The 18,490-nt window shown below is 51.4% G+C and carries 9 protein-coding genes, 2 tRNA genes and 3 rRNA genes; 5 read left to right on the forward strand and 9 right to left on the reverse strand.

Annotation, left to right across the window (positions count from 1 at the left end):
• The first annotated feature begins 67 nt into the window (after window positions 1-67).
• The 3 genes from ACGHM3_RS21220 (at window position 68) to ACGHM3_RS21230 (ending at window position 5,352) form a co-directional block, all read left to right on the forward strand.
• The gene (locus tag ACGHM3_RS21220) at window positions 68-766 is read left to right on the forward strand and encodes an OmpA family protein (protein WP_345417134.1); all 699 of its coding nucleotides are present in this window, start codon (window positions 68-70) and stop codon (window positions 764-766) included.
• 234 nt (window positions 767-1,000) lie between these two features.
• A complete protein-coding gene (locus tag ACGHM3_RS21225) occupies window positions 1,001-2,209 on the forward strand; it encodes an efflux RND transporter periplasmic adaptor subunit (protein ID WP_345417137.1) in 1,209 nt (402 codons plus the stop codon).
• Between the two features lie 2 nt (window positions 2,210-2,211).
• On the forward strand, window positions 2,212-5,352 hold the full coding sequence (locus tag ACGHM3_RS21230; protein ID WP_345417140.1) for an efflux RND transporter permease subunit: 3,141 nt from the start codon (window positions 2,212-2,214) through the stop codon (window positions 5,350-5,352).
• A gap of 32 nt (window positions 5,353-5,384) precedes the next feature.
• Here the strand turns inward: ACGHM3_RS21230 and ACGHM3_RS21235 are convergent, their stop codons facing one another.
• The 7 genes from ACGHM3_RS21235 to tyrS all read right to left on the reverse strand — a co-directional run bounded on the left by ACGHM3_RS21235 (window position 5,385) and on the right by tyrS (window position 14,839).
• On the reverse strand, window positions 5,385-6,449 hold the full coding sequence (locus ACGHM3_RS21235) for an acyltransferase family protein (RefSeq protein ID WP_345417143.1): 1,065 nt from the start codon (window positions 6,447-6,449) through the stop codon (window positions 5,385-5,387).
• A gap of 831 nt (window positions 6,450-7,280) precedes the next feature.
• A 5S ribosomal RNA gene (gene rrf / locus ACGHM3_RS21240) occupies window positions 7,281-7,396 on the reverse strand.
• 169 nt (window positions 7,397-7,565) lie between these two features.
• Window positions 7,566-10,439 (reverse strand): 23S ribosomal RNA (locus ACGHM3_RS21245).
• A gap of 550 nt (window positions 10,440-10,989) precedes the next feature.
• Window positions 10,990-11,065, reverse strand: a tRNA-Ala gene (locus ACGHM3_RS21250).
• Between the two features lie 49 nt (window positions 11,066-11,114).
• Window positions 11,115-11,191: transfer RNA gene (locus ACGHM3_RS21255), tRNA-Ile, on the reverse strand.
• Between the two features lie 275 nt (window positions 11,192-11,466).
• Window positions 11,467-13,004: ribosomal RNA gene (locus ACGHM3_RS21260) — 16S ribosomal RNA — on the reverse strand.
• Together the 16S, 23S and 5S rRNA genes with 2 tRNA genes alongside form the textbook arrangement of a ribosomal RNA operon.
• 533 nt (window positions 13,005-13,537) lie before the next feature.
• Window positions 13,538-14,839 carry a tyrosine--tRNA ligase gene (tyrS, locus tag ACGHM3_RS21265; protein ID WP_345421123.1) on the reverse strand — a complete coding sequence of 434 codons (1,302 nt, stop codon included), beginning with the start codon at window positions 14,837-14,839 and terminating at the stop codon, window positions 13,538-13,540.
• A 236-nt stretch (window positions 14,840-15,075) separates the two neighbouring features.
• Between tyrS and ACGHM3_RS21270 the strand changes: the two genes are divergently transcribed.
• Window positions 15,076-16,521 (forward strand): peptidoglycan DD-metalloendopeptidase family protein, encoded by a 1,446-nt coding sequence (locus ACGHM3_RS21270; protein WP_345421120.1) that lies wholly within the window; start codon window positions 15,076-15,078, stop codon window positions 16,519-16,521.
• Window positions 16,518-17,633 (forward strand): anhydro-N-acetylmuramic acid kinase, encoded by a 1,116-nt coding sequence (locus ACGHM3_RS21275; protein WP_345421117.1) that lies wholly within the window; start codon window positions 16,518-16,520, stop codon window positions 17,631-17,633. The genes ACGHM3_RS21270 and ACGHM3_RS21275 overlap by 4 nt, the downstream gene beginning before the upstream one ends.
• Here the strand turns inward: ACGHM3_RS21275 and ACGHM3_RS21280 are convergent.
• On the reverse strand, window positions 17,630-18,043 hold the full coding sequence (locus tag ACGHM3_RS21280; RefSeq protein ID WP_345421114.1) for an acyl-CoA transferase: 414 nt from the start codon (window positions 18,041-18,043) through the stop codon (window positions 17,630-17,632). The genes ACGHM3_RS21275 and ACGHM3_RS21280 overlap by 4 nt on opposite strands.
• Before the next feature lie 62 nt (window positions 18,044-18,105).
• Window positions 18,106-18,471 (reverse strand): iron-sulfur cluster insertion protein ErpA, encoded by a 366-nt coding sequence (gene erpA, locus ACGHM3_RS21285; protein WP_345421111.1) that lies wholly within the window; start codon window positions 18,469-18,471, stop codon window positions 18,106-18,108.
• Window positions 18,472-18,490 lie beyond the last annotated feature (19 nt).

The raw sequence follows: 18,490 nt of genomic DNA on the forward strand, positions 1-18,490 counted from the left end.
TCCTCAGCGTTAAATGGTAATCACACGGCAACGAGCCGCAAGTCATACCAAACGCGAGGAATATCCCATGAAAAAGACCGTACTGTGCAGTGCCCTTTCCGTAACTTTATTGATCGCTGGCAGCGGCGCCCAGGCGAGCACTAGCGAGGCTAAACAAGGCGCCATATTCACTGGCGGCGCCGTACTCGGCGCTATCGCCGGCGGGCCATTTGGCTTAATCGCCGGGGCCACCGTAGGCGCCTTGATTGGCGAAGACATTAAACACGGTGACCAAGCCAAACAAGAAAACGAGGAATCAATCAAAACCATCGCCAGCCTGGAGAACACCCTAGCTATGAACGAAGCACTGATGGAAGCTCAGAATAAGCACCAGCGAGACTTGGAACTGAAATTTACCGATATCTTGTCCAATTTACCGGGCGAGGTATTTTTCGAATCCAATTCGGATCAGCTCACCCAGGATGGCCTGGCCATTATCGAAGTGCTGGCTGAGGTAATCAACTACGACCCAGATACCGTGGTAGAACTCATTGGCCACACCGATCCCCGTGGTACCGACGAATACAACAACGTGCTTTCACAATACCGGGCTAAGGCGGTTGCCGATCAGTTGATTGAGTTAGGCGTGGCCGAAGGTCGTATCGCCAGCCGTGGCGAGGGGTCTAACCTTTCCACCGCCGTCAAAGGCGACAGCGAAGGTTACGCCTTTGAGCGACGAGTGGATATTGTCATTCGCTCACAAGACACCGTTGCACTGCACCCATAGCCTTCACGGTGCCCTTTTGGGCACCGTTCGGCTACTAGCCGCCCTTGCTACTGCCCCATCTACGTCCACCCTATACAGCCCAAAACCGGCTGTTGACGCTGTTTAGCTCAACAGGCATGATCAATATCGATATTAAGACAGCTTAAGCTGCACCAGAACGATTGAAGAGCAACCACGCATTCGCTTTTCCCAAACGGCGCCCGTACGCCCAGAACATGCCTAAAGAAGACCCCTATGCCTAAATTCCTCCGCCCAGTCGCCACAATCCTAGCCGTTATTGCTTTACACGGCTGCGGCAGCGATAGCGCCAAGTCAACTCGCCCCTCAGTGCCTGGGCAGGGGCAATCTGTGCCCCAGGTAGGCGTCATTACGGTTCAACAAGAACCCATCAAAGTGCCATTTGAGCTACCCGGCCGCGTTAGCGCCTATGCCACAGCAGAGATCCGCCCACAGGTGGATGGCATCATCGAGGCAATACTGTTTAAGGAAGGCACCACCATAAAGAAAGGTGATGCCCTATTTCAGTTGGACAACCAGCGTTACCAGGCCGCCAAAGATGCCGCTGTTGCCAATGTGGAGCGGGCCGCAGCCAGTGTGGCACAAATGCAAGCCACTCTTAGCCGACGGGAAAAACTGGCCAAATCCCAAGCCATCACAGCCGAAGACCTAGATGAAGCGCGTACCAACGTACGGGTGGCGCAGGCTGAATTGGCAGTAGCCAAAGCCGAGCTGAAAACGACAGAGCTCAACCTCAATTACGCGACTGTGAAATCGCCCATCAGCGGTATTATCGGGCGCCGATCGGTGGATGTTGGCGCCTTGGTGACCGCCAACCAAGCCGACACCCTGGCCACCGTGCGGCAAATGGACCCTATCTACGTAGACCTAGTAGACACTAGCGCCCACTGGTTGCGAATCCGCCAACAGGAGCCCACCGCCAGCTTCAATGCCGATAACGCCAATTCACCGGAGCTATTTATTAACCTAGAGGATGGCTCCCAATACCCACAGACTGGCCGCCTATCATTGGCCGATACCGTGGTTAGCGAAACCACCAGCACCTTTACCATTCGCTCAGAATTCCCCAACCCCAATTTGCTGTTACTGCCTGGCATGTTTGTGCGGGTGAATGCCGAAGTCTCCGGCCGTGACGATCTCTATCTGCTACCTCAGCGAGCGGTGCAAAGAGACGCCCAGGGCCAAGCCACGGCATTATTTGTGAATGCCGAAAACGTAGTTGAACAGAGGGACATTACCACCGGCAGTACTTTAGACAATTACTGGATTGTGTCCAACGGCGTACAGGTAGGCGATAGGGTGATTATTGATGGCCTGCAAAAGATAAAGGTCGGTGCCACCGTTACCGCTACCGAAGTGGAAATTAACTCCAACGGAGTGGTTAACCAATCACTACCCGCGAACGGTGCTGGGGATGCGAAATAACCATGAGCCAATCTGCCAACGATTCATTTCGCCATAACAAACTGGCCGATTATTTTATTGCGCGGCCGGTATTTGCCATCGTCCTTGCCATAGCCACTTCATTGGCCGGAATTCTCGGTATAAGTACACTGTCGGTATCCCAATACCCAGACATCGCACCCACCACCATTAATGTGCGCTCCACCTACCCTGGAGCCACAGCCGCCGCCATTGAAAACACCGTCACCGATAAAATTGAAGGCGCCATGACCGGCCTAACCGGCCTGCTGTACATGGAATCCACTTCCAATGATGGCTCTGCCACCACCACGCTTACTTTCGATAACAGCGTCACCCCTCAAATGGCCCAGGTTGAGGTGCAAAATAAACTGTCCAACGTTGAGGCACAACTACCGGCCATTGTTCGCCAACAGGGCGTCAATGTCTTTAGAGCCGGCTCCGGTATTCTGCTGATTGGCGCATTGGTTTCGCCCAATGGAGATTTCAGCGGCGCTGAGCTGGCCGATATGATGGCCACTCGCGTGCAAGATAAAGTAGAACGCGTGGAAGGCGTCGGTGGTTTACACGTCTTTGGCTCCAGCTACGCCATGCGCATTTGGCTAAACCCCAACGCCCTACTGCAATACCAACTAGTACCCCAGGATGTTATCAGCGCTATCAGCACCCAAAACACTCAGGTTACAGCGGGCTCATTGGGTGCAAGCCCTGCAGTTGAGGGGCAGCAGTTACGCGCCAAAATTGTCGCCCAGTCGCAATTGGGCAACGTGCGCGAATTTGAAAATATTATTTTAAAACAAGACGTGGATGGCTCCACCGTCCGCCTAGCAGACGTAGCGCGGGTAGAGCTAGGGCAAGAAAATTACACCTTCAATACTCGCTTTAATGGCTGGAATTCTTCCGGTTTTGCCGTGCAGTTAGCCAGCGGAGCCAATGCGCTAACCACCTCCCAAGGGGTGCACGACGTGTTGGACAACCTAGCCGGCACTCTGCCCCCTGGTGTGCAGGTGGAATACGCATTTGAAACCACACCATTTGTAGAAACGTCTATTGCCCGGGTTTTAGAAACCATCGTTGTTGCCATCGGGCTAGTGTTTTCGGTACTGCTGTTGTTTTTGCAAAACCTACGCGCCACATTGATTCCTGTGGTTGCCATTCCAGTGGTGCTGTTCGGTACCTTAGGCGTGCTGGCGGTGCTCGGTTACTCCATCAATATGCTTACCCTGTTCGCTCTGGTGCTTGCCATTGGCCTGCTAGTAGACGACGCCATCGTTGTGGTGGAAAACGTGCAGCGATTAATGGATGAAGAACGCCTGCCGGCCAGAGCCGCCACACAAAAATCCATGGGGCAAATTACCGGCGCATTGATTGGCACCTCTGTAGTATTGGTTACCGTGGTCACACCCATGGCTCTGTTTCCTGGCTCGGTGGGTATTATTTATCGTCAATTCTCCATCACCATCGCCGTTGCCATAGTATTCTCCACACTAGTTGCCATTTTGCTTACTCCCGCCATGTGCGCCAATCTATTAAAGCGCCAAAGCCGCAGCCGCCCATCCCGGTGGTTTGGCTGGTTTAACCGCTCAATTCTCGCATTAACTAACCGTTACACACCCTGCGTGGGCTGGCTGCTGGTACGGCCATTGAGAGTATGTGTGGTATTTATTATTTTAATTATCGGCACTACTGCGCTGTTTAAAACCATTCCCACAAGCTTTGTTCCCCAGGAAGATCAAGGCGCAATCATGACCATGATTTCGCTGCCCGAAGGCGCCAGCAGTGCGCGCACCTCTGAGGTTGTGTCTTACATCGAAGAGTATTTTCTTACCCAAGAAAAGGACACCGTAGAAAACCTCTTTGCCGTGCTCGGCTTTAGCTTCCAAGCCAACGGCGAAAACGCCGCCATGGCCTTTGCCAAGCTGAAAGATTTTTCTGAGCGCGAACAAGAACACCAAAGCGCTGACGCCGTTGCGGCGAGAGCACAAGCGCATTTTAGCCAGATCAGAGATGCCAATGTGTTTGTCGCCCAACCACCGGCTATCCAGGGCTTAGGTAATTCTGGCGGCATTTCTTTTTATTTGGACGACATCACCGGCGCAGGCCAAGAAGCCATCGTTTCCGCCAGCCAACAATTGGCCGGCATGGCTTTTAGCAGCCCGGCTTTTGCCTATCTGCGATCAGACACGCAAAACCTAGTAAGCCAGTTTGAAATCAACATAGACCAAGAAAAAACCGGCGCGCTGGGCATCGACCTATCTGCGTTAAATGCGCTGATCAGCACGGTGTTTGCTGGCAGCTACGTAAACGACTTTGATCTAAACGGCGAGATCAAGCCCGTGTACGTGCAGGGCGATGTACCTTATCGTATGCAACCGGACAACCTCAACGATTGGTATGCACGTAACACTGGTGGAGAGATGGTGCCACTAACGGCGATATCCAACTCCCAGTGGAGCTTAGGCGCCCCCTCGCTCAGCAGAATCAACGGTACACGAGCCATCAAACTGGACGGCGTTACCGCCCCGGGCGTTGGCTCTGGTGATGCCATGCAGGCCATGGAATCTATGGTTGCCCAATTACCGCAAACCTACAATATCACCTGGATAGGACAATCTTTCCAAGAGCGAATCGCAGGTGACCAATCGGCCTACTTGTATGCGATTTCTTTGGTGTTCGTGTTTTTGTGCTTGGCTGCATTATACGAGAGCTGGTCTATTCCCTTTGCGGTAATGTTGGTAGTCCCTGTTGGGGTCTTTGGCGCTACCTTAGCAGCCTGGCTATTCAACCAATTTAACGATGTTTATTTTAAAGTTGGCTTATTAATTACCATGGGGCTGGCCTCTCGCAATGCTATTTTAATCGTTGAATTCGCCAAAGAACTCTACCTGGAGGGCATAGAACTTAAAGCGGCCATTTTAGAGGCTTGCCGATTGCGCTTACGGCCGATACTGATGACAGCACTCACCTTCATTCTGGGTGTCCTGCCACTGGCTCTGGCCAGTGGCGCTAGTGCCAATTCTCAGAATTCCGTGGGTATCGGCATTCTGGGTGGCATGCTTGCCTCGACCATTTTGGGAATACTTTTCGCACCGGTATTTTTTATTGTGGTAGCCAAGTTTTTTCCACCTAAACCACTGCAACAATAGCGGCGACTTACTACTAAACCTTAGTTTCAGATTCACTTTGCGGTTGCGGCAACCCTGCCCAACCGCGCAGAAAAATTAAGTGGTAAATACAGTGCTTTTAAAACCGTATTACCTCGGATTACCCGCTCCAATAACAAAGGCCCAGCAATACCCAACAGAAAAGTACCAACGACAACTAGAGCATGCACCAGTGGCTTATGCTTCAAATCCGGCAACAACCAACGGTAGAGATCACCCACAAAAAAGCTATGGAAGACCAGGATAATCAACCCCGACTGCCCAACCTTTACAAAAGCCTGCCGCACATTTTGGAACCTGCCAATAAAAGACGAAAACACCAGCACGCTATAAATACCCATAACAGCGCAAGGTAAAATCAACCAAGGTTGTTTTAGGATTCGGCCGTTAAAGTCCAAATACGGATCGGCCACTACATTAATAAAAAGAAACAGTAACCCAAACAGTATGGCGACCCGGTAATCCGGCTTCAGTGATTTGACCTTCTCCCGCAAAAGATAGCCCGCCAAGAAAAACGCCAGAGTCATTGGCAGAACATCTAACGAAAACGGCCAGCCCACCCTCGCGTCTTCGTGATTACGCACCTGAATGGCGGACCAATCTAACAAGCCAATTAGACCTGCCCCAAGAGCAAAACCAATCACCAACACATAAACAGCGCCCTTTGGCTGAGCAAGGTAAGAACCGTATTTCGTAATAATGCAGTAGGCAGTCGAATGGACTAAAAACAAATGAGGTAGAAACCACAGAGGCATTAACGAGATAGTCATACCGCTGGCGTAGACCACGCCAGGGAAATCAAATCCGGAGGCGTAGCCTATTAAGAAGTCCAGCCCTAACATGGCAACAAGGGTTACAAAAAACGGCTTAAGTAGAGCATCCGCTTTGCGGATGACAAACTCTACCGGTGACCATTTAAGACTAAAAAAGATGCCGGATAAAAAGAAAAACAAAGGCAAACGTAAGGATGACGTCGCATTGAAAAAGTCCGGCGCGGTAGCGCGTAACGCGGAGTGGTTGGCCACCACCAAGATAATCGATATTCCCTTTGCCACATCAACATGATGCAAACGCTCCATTTTACACCCCAGGCTATTATGTTCTTTATTGTATAGACGTACAAAACCACCGTTTAAGTAAACATTATGTGGGAGCTAAAAGCTATATGATGAGATTAATGGTGTCAGGATCAATCAATGGGGTCAGAGCAGTTTGATATTCACCCACGAGTAGTCGAAGTCCATACACTGAGTATGCGAAGTTCTTGTGCCCCCCACAAATAAAGAGCGGGCTTTATAAACAGGACGTTTGGTATGCCGCGGGCGCATGGGTGCGCAGGAGCGGTGCCCATGCGAGTAGGCCATCGTCAAGACAGCTGAACGTTTGCGGGCCACACAAAGAAAAAGACCGGCGGGCCGCGTAGGTACCATTGCTGATTCGGGGTTTTAGGATAGAAGCTTGATTGATCGGCATGAGCCGATCAAGACAACCGAAGGTTGCCCGTAGGAGGACAGACATGGATGTCTGTCATCACCATGACCTAATCCGAAGGATTGGTCATCGGCAAGCTGAAATGAAAAAAGCCCAGCCAAATTTACTTGAGATTGATCCTGATGCTGGCGTGTGACCGAGGGGAGATTACTCAAGATACCGTTTATAGGCGTTTTCGTTCTGGCTATTTGCCAAGCAGCCGTCCATGGAGCTTGGTGCCGGCCAGGCCATCCTTGGCCTGGCGTTCAAACCTTCAAAAGCACGCTTTTGATCGCGGAGCGACCGGCTTGAACCCTACTACCACATGCACGATGGTCGCTTCGCGACTCTGTTTATACCCCCATGTGAGAGCAGATCATCGTCTTTCGCGCATAAAAAAACGCCGTGCTAACGAATTAGCACGGCGTTTTGATTTAAGAGCTTGACGATGACCTACTCTCACATGGGGAAACCCCACACTACCATCGGCGATGTCACGTTTCACTACTGAGTTCGGGATGGGATCAGGTGGTTCCAAGACTCTATGGTCGTCAAGCAATTCTGTAGGAGGCACTGCGCTGGGCAATGTCTCGCAATAGGGTGTGGTCGATAAAGTAGATTGATATCGCTTTCAAAGTACCTTGTCTTGGTGTTGGTTTATAACCAACTCTGTCCAGGACATTGGTGTTACTGATCTGTGGCGCTTAAACAGCAGATTCAGTTATATGGTCAAGCCGCACGGGCAATTAGTACTGGTTAGCTCAACGCCTCACAACGCTTACACACCCAGCCTATCAACGTCTTAGTCTTAAACGGCCCTTTAGGGGAATCAAGTTCCCAGGGAAAGCTTATCTTGAAGGAGGCTTCCCGCTTAGATGCTTTCAGCGGTTATCCCGTCCGAACGTAGCTACCGGGCAATGCCATTGGCATGACAACCCGAACACCAGCGGTTCGTTCACTCCGGTCCTCTCGTACTAGGAGCAACTCTTCTCAACTTTCCAACGCCCACGGCAGATAGGGACCGAACTGTCTCACGACGTTCTAAACCCAGCTCGCGTACCACTTTAAATGGCGAACAGCCATACCCTTGGGACCGGCTTCAGCCCCAGGATGTGATGAGCCGACATCGAGGTGCCAAACACCGCCGTCGATGTGAACTCTTGGGCGGTATCAGCCTGTTATCCCCGGAGTACCTTTTATCCGTTGAGCGATGGCCCTTCCATACAGAACCACCGGATCACTATGACCTACTTTCGTACCTGCTCGACTTGTCAGTCTCGCAGTCAAGCTGGCTTGTGCCATTACACTAACCTCATGATTTCCGACCATGATTAGCCAACCTTCGTGCTCCTCCGTTACTCTTTGGGAGGAGACCGCCCCAGTCAAACTACCCACCAGACACTGTCCGCAATCCAGATAATGGACCAGCGTTAGAACCCCAAACATACCAGGCTGGTATTTCAAGATTGGCTCCACGACAACTAGCGTCATCGCTTCAAAGCCTCCCAGCTATCCTACACAAGTAGGCTCAGAGTTCAGTGTCAAGCTATAGTAAAGGTTCACGGGGTCTTTCCGTCTAGCCGCGGGAACGCAGCATCTTAACTGCGAATTCAATTTCACTGAGTCTCGGGTGGAGACAGCGTGGCCATCATTACGCCATTCGTGCAGGTCGGAACTTACCCGACAAGGAATTTCGCTACCTTAGGACCGTTATAGTTACGGCCGCCGTTTACCGGGGCTTCGATCAAGAGCTTCGCACAAGTGCTAACCCCATCAATTAACCTTCCGGCACCGGGCAGGCGTCACACCCTATACGTCCACTTACGTGTTTGCAGAGTGCTATGTTTTTAATAAACAGTTGCAGCCACCTGGTCACTTCGACTGCCAACAGCTCAACTCCGATTGGATCACCGTCAGCAGCGTACCTTCTCCCGAAGTTACGGTACCATTTTGCCTAGTTCCTTCACCCGAGTTCTCTCAAGCGCCTTGGTATTCTCTACCTGACCACCTGTGTCGGTTTAGAGTACGGTTCTGTGTTATCTATGCTTAGAAGCTTTTCCTGGAAGCAGGGCATCAACCACTTCATCCTCAAAGAGGACTCGTCGTCACCTCTCGGCCTTAAGATCCCGGATTTACCTAAAATCTCAGCCTACTAGCTTAAACGTGGACAACCAACGCCACGCTGGCCTAGCCTTCTCCGTCCCTCCATCGCAATAACACAAAGTACGGGAATATTAACCCGTTTCCCATCGACTACGCCTTTCAGCCTCGCCTTAGGGGCCGACTAACCCTGTCCCGATTAGCGTTGGACAGGAACCCTTGGTCTTCCGGCGAGGGGGTTTTTCACCCCCTTTATCGTTACTCATGTCAGCATTCGCACTTCTGATACCTCCAGCAAACTTCACAGTTCACCTTCAGCGGCTTACAGAACGCTCCCCTACCATATTCGAAAATATCCGCAGCTTCGGTTCTCAGTTTGAGCCCCGGTAAATCTTCCGCGCAGGCCGACTCGACTAGTGAGCTATTACGCTTTCTTTAAAGGGTGGCTGCTTCTAAGCCAACCTCCTAGCTGTCTAAGCCTTCCCACATCGTTTCCCACTTAACTGAGATTGGGGACCTTAGCTGGCGGTCTGGGTTGTTGCCCTTTCGACGACGGACGTTAGCACCCGCCGTCTGTCTGCCATGATTGCACTCCTCGGTATTCGGAGTTTGCATGGGGTTGGTAAGTCGGGATGACCCCCTAGCCCAAACAGTGCTCTACCCCCGAGGGTGAGACATGACGCACTACCTAAATAGTTTTCGGGGAGAACCAGCTATCTCCCGGCTTGATTAGCCTTTCACTCCGACCCACAGCTCATCCGAATCTTTTTCAACAGATGGCGGTTCGGTCCTCCAGTGCCTGTTACGGCACCTTCAACCTGGCCATGGGTAGATCGCCGGGTTTCGGGTCTATTGCCTGCAACTATGCGCCCTATTAAGACTCGGTTTCCCTACGGCTCCCCTAAATGGTTAACCTTGCTACAGACAATAAGTCGCTGACCCATTATACAAAAGGTACGCAGTCACAGAATAAATCTGCTCCTACTGCTTGTATGCACACGATTTCAGGTTCTATTTCACTCCCCTCTCCGGGGTTCTTTTCGCCTTTCCCTCACGGTACTGGTTCACTATCGGTCAGTTAGGAGTATTTAGCCTTGGAGGATGGTCCCCCCATCTTCAGTCAAGATAACACGTGTCCCGACCTACTTAATATGTCATTACTGCGTTTTCGTGTACGGGGCTATCACCCTGTATCGCCCAACTTTCCAGATGGTTCCACTAACACAATAACAATCGGCTACTCCCCGTTCGCTCGCCGCTACTTAGGGAATCTCGGTTGATTTCTTTTCCTCCGGGTACTTAGATGTTTCAGTTCCCCGGGTTCGCCTCTTACACCTATGTATTCAGTGCAAGATACCTGTAAACAGGTGGGTTGCCCCATTCGGAAATGTGAGGATCAAAGCATGTTTGCCGGCTCCCCTCACCTTATCGCAGGCTCCTACGTCCTTCATCGCCTCTAACTGCCAAGGCATCCGCCGTGTGCACTTAGTCGCTTGACCATATAACTCAAGCTACTGTTTTGGCGCCTTTCACGCCATTGCGACTTACAATGTTTGATAGTGCTCATCTGTTTTAAACCTCAACTTAAACTGCAAGCTAAAACCAAAACAAACAAACGTTCTCTTTGATTGCAATCTTGTAACGATAATATCACCGGACAGAGTTTTGTTTTTAAACACAATAATTTTAAACTTCAAAATTACGGCACTTAAACTCGGTCACTTTGAAAGTGTTAATTTTAATATCACGCTTACACGCAAACTCAAAACTAACGACTCAGCAATATCAATACTATTACTTTATCTTCCACTTTTTTAAAGAACTCAAACCCGCTCGGAGTTTGATTTTTAAAACACTTAAGACTTTCGCCTTACCTTAAGGCTTTGTAACAAAAGCATTAAGGTAAAAAGAAAATATTCTGGCCATCAAAAATGGTGGAGCTATCACTCCGCGTGCCGGCGGTATCGAACGGGGTGGCATTCCGTCGCAGACCTCGTCCGCGATGACCAACTCATATACCTACTAGCACTGCCACTTACATTTCCAAAATGGTGGAGCTATGCGGGATCGAACCGCAGACCTCTTGGATGCAAACCAAGCGCTCTCCCAGCTGAGCTATAGCCCCATTTTAGAATCTCGCTTTCGCGATTTTACCGTTAAAATCCCGGCAAAATTGGTAGGCCTGGGCAGACTTGAACTGCCGACCTCACCCTTATCAGGGGTGCGCTCTAACCAGCTGAGCTACAGGCCTATAAGTCTTTACCCCACTACACTTTGTCGACAGTATCACTGCCAACCTCGCCCGCGCTTCACCGCTCATGGCTGTGGGGTACTAACCAGCTGAGCTACAGGCCTATAATTTTCAACCCACAGTTCCAGAAAGCTATACAACCAGAAAATACCGGCGAAAAAAAAATCGCACAAGCTAAGCTTCAGAGCGATTTTACGCTTTCCAGAATTATTGTGGTTGCTTTAACAAGAAACAAGCAATGCGTGTGGAAACTTACGAAGATGTCAGCTTTCGTTTAAGGAGGTGATCCAGCCCCAGGTTCCCCTAGGGCTACCTTGTTACGACTTCACCCCAGTCATGAATCACACCGTGGAGACCGTCCTCCGAAGTTAGACTAGCCTCTTCTGGTGCAACCCACTCCCATGGTGTGACGGGCGGTGTGTACAAGGCCCGGGAACGTATTCACCGTAACATTCTGATTTACGATTACTAGCGATTCCGACTTCATGGAGTCGAGTTGCAGACTCCAATCCGGACTACGAACAGTTTTATGAGATTAGCTCCACCTCGCGGCTTCGCAACCCTTTGTACTGCCCATTGTAGCACGTGTGTAGCCCTACTCGTAAGGGCCATGATGACTTGACGTCGTCCCCACCTTCCTCCGGTTTGTCACCGGCAGTCTCCTTAGAGTTCCCAGCCGAACTGATGGCAACTAAGGATAAGGGTTGCGCTCGTTACGGGACTTAACCCAACATCTCACGACACGAGCTGACGACAGCCATGCAGCACCTGTCTCAGAATTCCCGAAGGCACTCCCGTATCTCTACAGGATTCTCTGGATGTCAAGAGTAGGTAAGGTTCTTCGCGTTGCTTCGAATTAAACCACATGCTCCACCGCTTGTGCGGGCCCCCGTCAATTCATTTGAGTTTTAATCTTGCGACCGTACTCCCCAGGCGGTCTACTTATCGCGTTAGCTGCGCCACTAAAATCTTAAAGATCCCAACGGCTAGTAGACATCGTTTACGGCGTGGACTACCAGGGTATCTAATCCTGTTTGCTACCCACGCTTTCGCACCTCAGCGTCAATGTCAGCCCAGACAGTCGCCTTCGCCACTGATGTTCCTTCAGATCTCTACGCATTTCACCGCTACACCTGAAATTCCACTATCCTCTGCTGCATTCTAGTTACCCAGTTCCAAATGCAGTTCCCAGGTTGAGCCCGGGGATTTCACATCTGGCTTAAATAACCGCCTACGCGCGCTTTACGCCCAGTAATTCCGATTAACGCTTGCACCCCTCGTATTACCGCGGCTGCTGGCACGAAGTTAGCCGGTGCTTCTTCTGTTGTTAACGTCAATGATCCTAGGTGTTAACTAGAACCCCTTCCTCACAACTGAAAGTGCTTTACAACCCGAAGGCCTTCTTCACACACGCGGCATGGCTGGATCAGGGTTGCCCCCATTGTCCAATATTCCCCACTGCTGCCTCCCGTAGGAGTCTGGGCCGTGTCTCAGTCCCAGTGTGGCTGATCATCCTCTCAGACCAGCTACAGATCGTCGCCTTGGTAGGCCTTTACCCCACCAACTAGCTAATCTGACGCGGGCTCATCGAATAGCAAGAGGTCCGAAGATCCCCCTCTTTCCCCCGTAGGGCGTATGCGGTATTAGCTTAAGTTTCCCTAAGTTGTCCCCCACTACTCGGTAGATTCCCACGCGTTACTCACCCGTCCGCCGCTCGACGCCTCCTAGCAAGCTAGGTTCGTTTCCGCTCGACTTGCATGTGTTAGGCCTGCCGCCAGCGTTCAATCTGAGCCATGATCAAACTCTTCAGTTTAATTTCTTTGAATTACTCTAAATACTGCTTGATGCGAACATCAAATCTAGGTAACTCCAAACTTGGCTCAACGCTTAATCGTCATTCTTAACTGGTTATGCCCACCCCAAGATAACTTGAGATAAACAGAACGTTTGAATTGTCGGACTTGCGTTGATAAATCATATGGCTGATTCATCTCCGCAAGTTCCCACACGCATTGCTTGTTTAACTTGTTAAAGTGCTAACACCGCGCAAAGGCGATGCCATTTCCACAAATCTGGATACGCTGACTGGGCTTTTACAGTCTTGAGTGATTCACTCTCAACCACCCTGCTCAACGTCGGGATGCGCATTATACGCATGCACCTGAGTTTGACAAGCATTTGTTTTAACAATCTTCATTTTGATTGTGAGCTTTCTAGCCCCAAATACACTACCGCTTTAATGCCAGCGGCCTCAGTGCTCCCTCTTGCTTTCGGGTTACCCCCCAAGCGAGGGCGCGAACTATAAGTGAGGCCGCAGGGATTGGCAAGGCTTTTTTTTCATAAAATTTAGTAGTTTACTGAAAACAAGTGATTTTTCTTTTTGCCCAGCTTTACTAAGAAGAAACGACCATAACGGGCACCCGCCTGGCTAAAGCTTTCTGTGGTGGACATATTGTCGCCAGCACCTTTGGCCAGGCCATTGATCCAAACCGCGTTTCGACCCAGCGCATCTTTCACCTCTCGCCCGGCCTTCACCATACCGCAGTCAGCCAGCACACTGGTCAGCGGCTGATCCTTCAAAGCTTCATAGCTAACATTGGTGGAAGGCAAACCATCCAGCGCTAATTGCTCCAAATCGCTTTCACCCAACTCGCTCGCGTCGCCACTAAAGAGCGCTTCGGTGATGCGTTTGGCAGCAGCCAAGCCGGTTTCACCGTGAACCAGACGCGTTACCTCTTCGGCTAGGACCGACTGGGCTTGAGGCCGACCCTCAGCATGGGCATCTTGCTGTTCGATATCGTCAATCTGAGACACCGGTAAAAATGTGAAGTATTTAAGAAACTTGTATACGTCGGCGTCGGCAGTGTTTAACCAAAACTGATAAAACATGTAGGGTGAGGTCTTGTTTGCGGACAACCAAATAGTGCCCGATTCTGTTTTACCGAATTTAGTCCCATCGGATTTGGTAACCAGCGGTAACGTCAGGCCAAACACCTGACCGCCATACATTTTACGCGCCAGATCCACGCCACCGACAATATTGCCCCATTGATCTGAACCACCAATTTGCAAGGTGCACTGGGACCGGTTGTAGAGTTCAGCAAAGTCGTAGCTCTGCAGCAACATGTAGGTAAATTCAGTGTAGGAGATACCAGCGCCTTCGCGATCCAGCCGCTGCTTCACCGATTCCTTATTGATCATGTTATTGACAGAAAAGTGCTTGCCAACATCGCGCAGGAACTCGATAAGATTAAGCTGACCTACCCAATCTAGATTGTTAACCACCTCGGCCCTATCGTTTTCGAAGTCGACAAACTGCGACACCTGGGCGCGTATTTTATCCGCCCAGCCTGCCACCACATCCGCTGTATTGAGCTTGCGCTCTTGCGCCTTAAAGCTCGGATCGCCAATTAAACCTGTAGCGCCACCCACCAGCGCCACCGGCTTGTGGCCAGCCAACTGAAAACGCCGCAGTGCCAGCAGAGGCACCAAACTGCCAATGTGCAAACTGTCCGCCGTAGGATCGAAGCCACAATAGAGTGTACGAACCCCACCACTAAGGTGCTCCGCAAGCTGATCTTCACCGGTCATTTGGTTGATCAATCCGCGCGCCTGCAAATCACCGATTACATCCCATTCGTTACTCATTAGCTTGATATCTCGCTTTTAGTGGTTGCTCCACTACACGTTAGAGCGGTTCGTCATTAATGTGGGCGCAAGATACCGAATTACGTCACAAAAACAAACACTGTGCTTTCCTGTAAATTTCGATAAATTGGTAGTCTTTTTGATGCTAGGCTATATTTTTTCTGTTATAAACAAAGATGTACGTCTATCAATTTAACAATGCAATTAACCACACCTCTTAACCGTTTGTTTCTGCAATGAAAAGCTTGTTCGACACCTGCTGGGCTCACTTTCCCAAAAGCCACCTCGTAGTCACTAGTGGGCTCACGGTCTGCCTAACGGCAACACTCTCCCTTTGGCCCAGTAAAGATGCCGAAGCGATTCGTCACGACCCTGAAACGCTGAAAGCCGTTCAACAAGGCCGCACCACGCATACCAACAGTGATGAACAAACACTGGACAGCAATCTAGAAACAAGTTCGGAGCAATCATTAGCCCCACCTGATTTAACACCGTTGGATGCAAACTTCTTCACTGAAACCGACCCATTCCCGGAGCACCAACTGCCGGATGAACTGGCCATTGAGTGGAATCAGGTAGAGGTCAAATCCGGTGAGAACCTAAGCCGTATTTTCTTTAAGGTGGGCCTAAGCGCCACGGATTTGTTCCGCCTAATCAACAGCCAAAAAGAAGCCAAAGAGCTAACCAAGCTAAAGCCGGGTGAAAAACTGGATTTCCACATCAGCGAAGACAGCAAACTGCAGGCCCTGCGCTACCGCCCTAACGAGCTGGAAACCCATGTTTTCGTGCGCAACGACGATACCTTTGACTTCACCAAAGACACACTCACGCCAGAAGTGCGAATGACCTACCGCACCGCGACTATTGATTCCTCCCTGTTTGTTGCCGCCAACGAAGCCGGCATGGATGACAATATCACCATGGCGCTGGCGGACATCTTTGGCTGGGACGTCGATTTCGCCCTGGACATTCGCCGTGGCGATGACTTTAAAGTGCTCTACGAAGAGCAGTTCATCGGCGATAAAAAACTCGGCAACGGTAATATCATGGCGGCGGAATTCACCAACCGCGGCAAAACGTTCCGCGCCGTGCGCTACACCAACCCAGAAGGGGTGAGCCAATACTTCACACCGGACGGCCAATCCATGCGCAAAGAGTTTCTGCGCAGTCCGGTGGATTTCGCTCGTATTAGCTCGCACTTTAATTTGAAGCGTAAACACCCTGTGCTTAACACCATCCGTGCTCACAAGGGCACCGACTACGCAGCCCCCACCGGCACCCCCATTCGTGCCGTCGGCGATGGCCGAGTCACCTTTGCTGGCCGAAACGGCGGCTATGGCAACGTGGTTAAGATTCAACACGGCCAAACCTATCAAACCCGCTATGCCCATCTGCACAAGTTCAGAAAAGGCGTGAGAGCGAACTCCTGGGTTAAGCAGGGCGATATCATTGGCTATGTGGGTAGCACAGGCTTGGCCACGGGGCCTCATTTGCACTTTGAATTTTACGTCAATGGCGCGGTGCGCAACCCGGTAACCGTAAAGTTGCCTAAAGCCAAATCGGTACCCAACAACGATATGCTGCGCTTTGCTCAGCAAACCCAGCCCCTGCTATCGCAGCTAGGCTACGCCGGCAACTCTCAACTGGCTTTGAAAGACGACGAAGAACAAAAAGAGCAATGACAGAGCTGTATATTGGCCTGATGTCGGGCACCAGCATCGATAGTATCGATGCTGCCCTCATCAGCGTAAATAGCGAGCAAATCACCCTACTCGACAGCCACAGCCACACATTTCCGCCCGCCCTCAAACAACACATCCATCATCTTTGCCACGCCGACCAAGCTAGCCTGGATCTTATCGGCGCCTGCGACAGAGAGATCGCCGAGCATTTTGCGAAGGCAACGTTAGCGCTGTTGGCGAAGTCCAACCTTACAGCCAGCGACATCACCGCCATTGGCAGCCACGGGCAAACCATTCGCCATCGCCCCAGCCAAGAACACCAAGGCCCTTTTACTTGGCAACTGGGGGACCCCAACATCATTGCGTTTAAAACCGGCATTACTACGGTGGCGGATTTTAGACGCATGGACATGGCAGCCGGAGGCCAAGCGGCGCCATTGGCGCCCATCTTCCATCAGGCATTATTCGGCAGTGGTGACGTCAATCGCAGCCTGTGCAATGTCGGCGGCATCAGCAACGTCACCTGGCTGCCTGCATCCGGTGAGATTAAAGGCTTTGATCTCGGCCCTGGCAATGCATTAATGGATTGTTGGATTAACCACCACAGGCAGCAGCCCTTTGACGCCAACGGCCAGTGGGCTGCCGGGGGCACTGTGCTACCGGAGTTACTAGCCCGTTTTTTACAACACCCATTTTTGCTGTTGCCGCCACCAAAGAGCACTGGGCGAGAAGAGTTTCATTTGCACTGGGTGAATGAGCTTGTCAGCCAACTGAGCCATGAGCCCAGCCCGCAGGATGTACAAGCCACCCTGCTAGAATTCACGGCGCAAAGCATCGTTACCGGCATTACCCAGCATTGCCCCAGCGCCGAGCTCTATATTTGTGGTGGTGGCGCGCACAACGGCGCCTTGATGACGAGGCTGAACCAGCTTCTGCCAGGGGTGGCCGTGGGCACCACGGACGAGATAGGTATTGCCGCCGACTGGGTAGAGGCCTGCGGCTTCGCATGGCTGGCCCACCAGCGCATGCATCGCCTGCCTGGCAGCCATACTGCCGTAACTGGCGCCGCTAAAGCCTGTGTGTTGGGTGGGATCTACGTCGCTGGCGTTTAAAAATGCAGGTATCCCGCGCCAGTTAAGCGTTCAATCTCAGCCGGCCCATAGGGCACAGTACCAATAAAAGGCACCAGAGCATCCACGGCACCGCCGAGAACATCCAGCCGAGTTTCACACACCCTAATATCCACCACGTTAAACGCGCTCAAGCGTGCCGCTCGATCCACGATATGTTTGAACTGGTGGTAGTTTTGACGCTGAAACACCGCTACTTCCGGACCATGGAGAACAATGACCACCGGCTCATAGTCGCCGCCAGCGCTTTCGACCATGAACAGCTGTTCTATGCGGTCCAATGCACGGCCCAACTCTTCCGGGTCATTTTGGCCGATACGGGCTAGGTAATTTGCGCCTTGTTCCAGCGCAATGGGTGAAGTGACCACGCCGTACTGGGCGTGAAGGGGCAAAACGCATAGTAAGAAGAGGAGCCCGCAGACGAAGACTGAGCAGTTGCGAGCCATAGGAGAGCTTAGATAGAGAAAGAGGCACCGCAACCACAGGTGCTGGAGGCATTGGGATTGGTTACAGTGAACCGGGAGCCAGACAAGCCGTGTTCGTAATCAACGGTCGCGCCGCTGAGGAATGGATAGCTCAGAGCATCGACCACCACGGTGACGCCATCGACCTCCACCAAGCTGTCGTCGTCAGCGGTTTTCTCATCGAAGGTAAACCCGTATTGGAAGCCGGAGCAGCCTCCGCCGGTGACGTACACCCGAAGTTTTAGGTCATCGTTACCTTCGTCATCCACCAACTCACGCACCTTAGCTACGGCGTTACTGGTTACATGCAACAATTGATTGCTGCCGATATCTTGAAACTGCACACCTGATGACATGCTTACCTCATTGATTAAT

Origin of the sequence: Halioxenophilus aromaticivorans (genome assembly GCF_042850945.1) — a bacterium.
Classification (GTDB): Bacteria; Pseudomonadota; Gammaproteobacteria; order Pseudomonadales; family Cellvibrionaceae; genus Halioxenophilus; species Halioxenophilus aromaticivorans.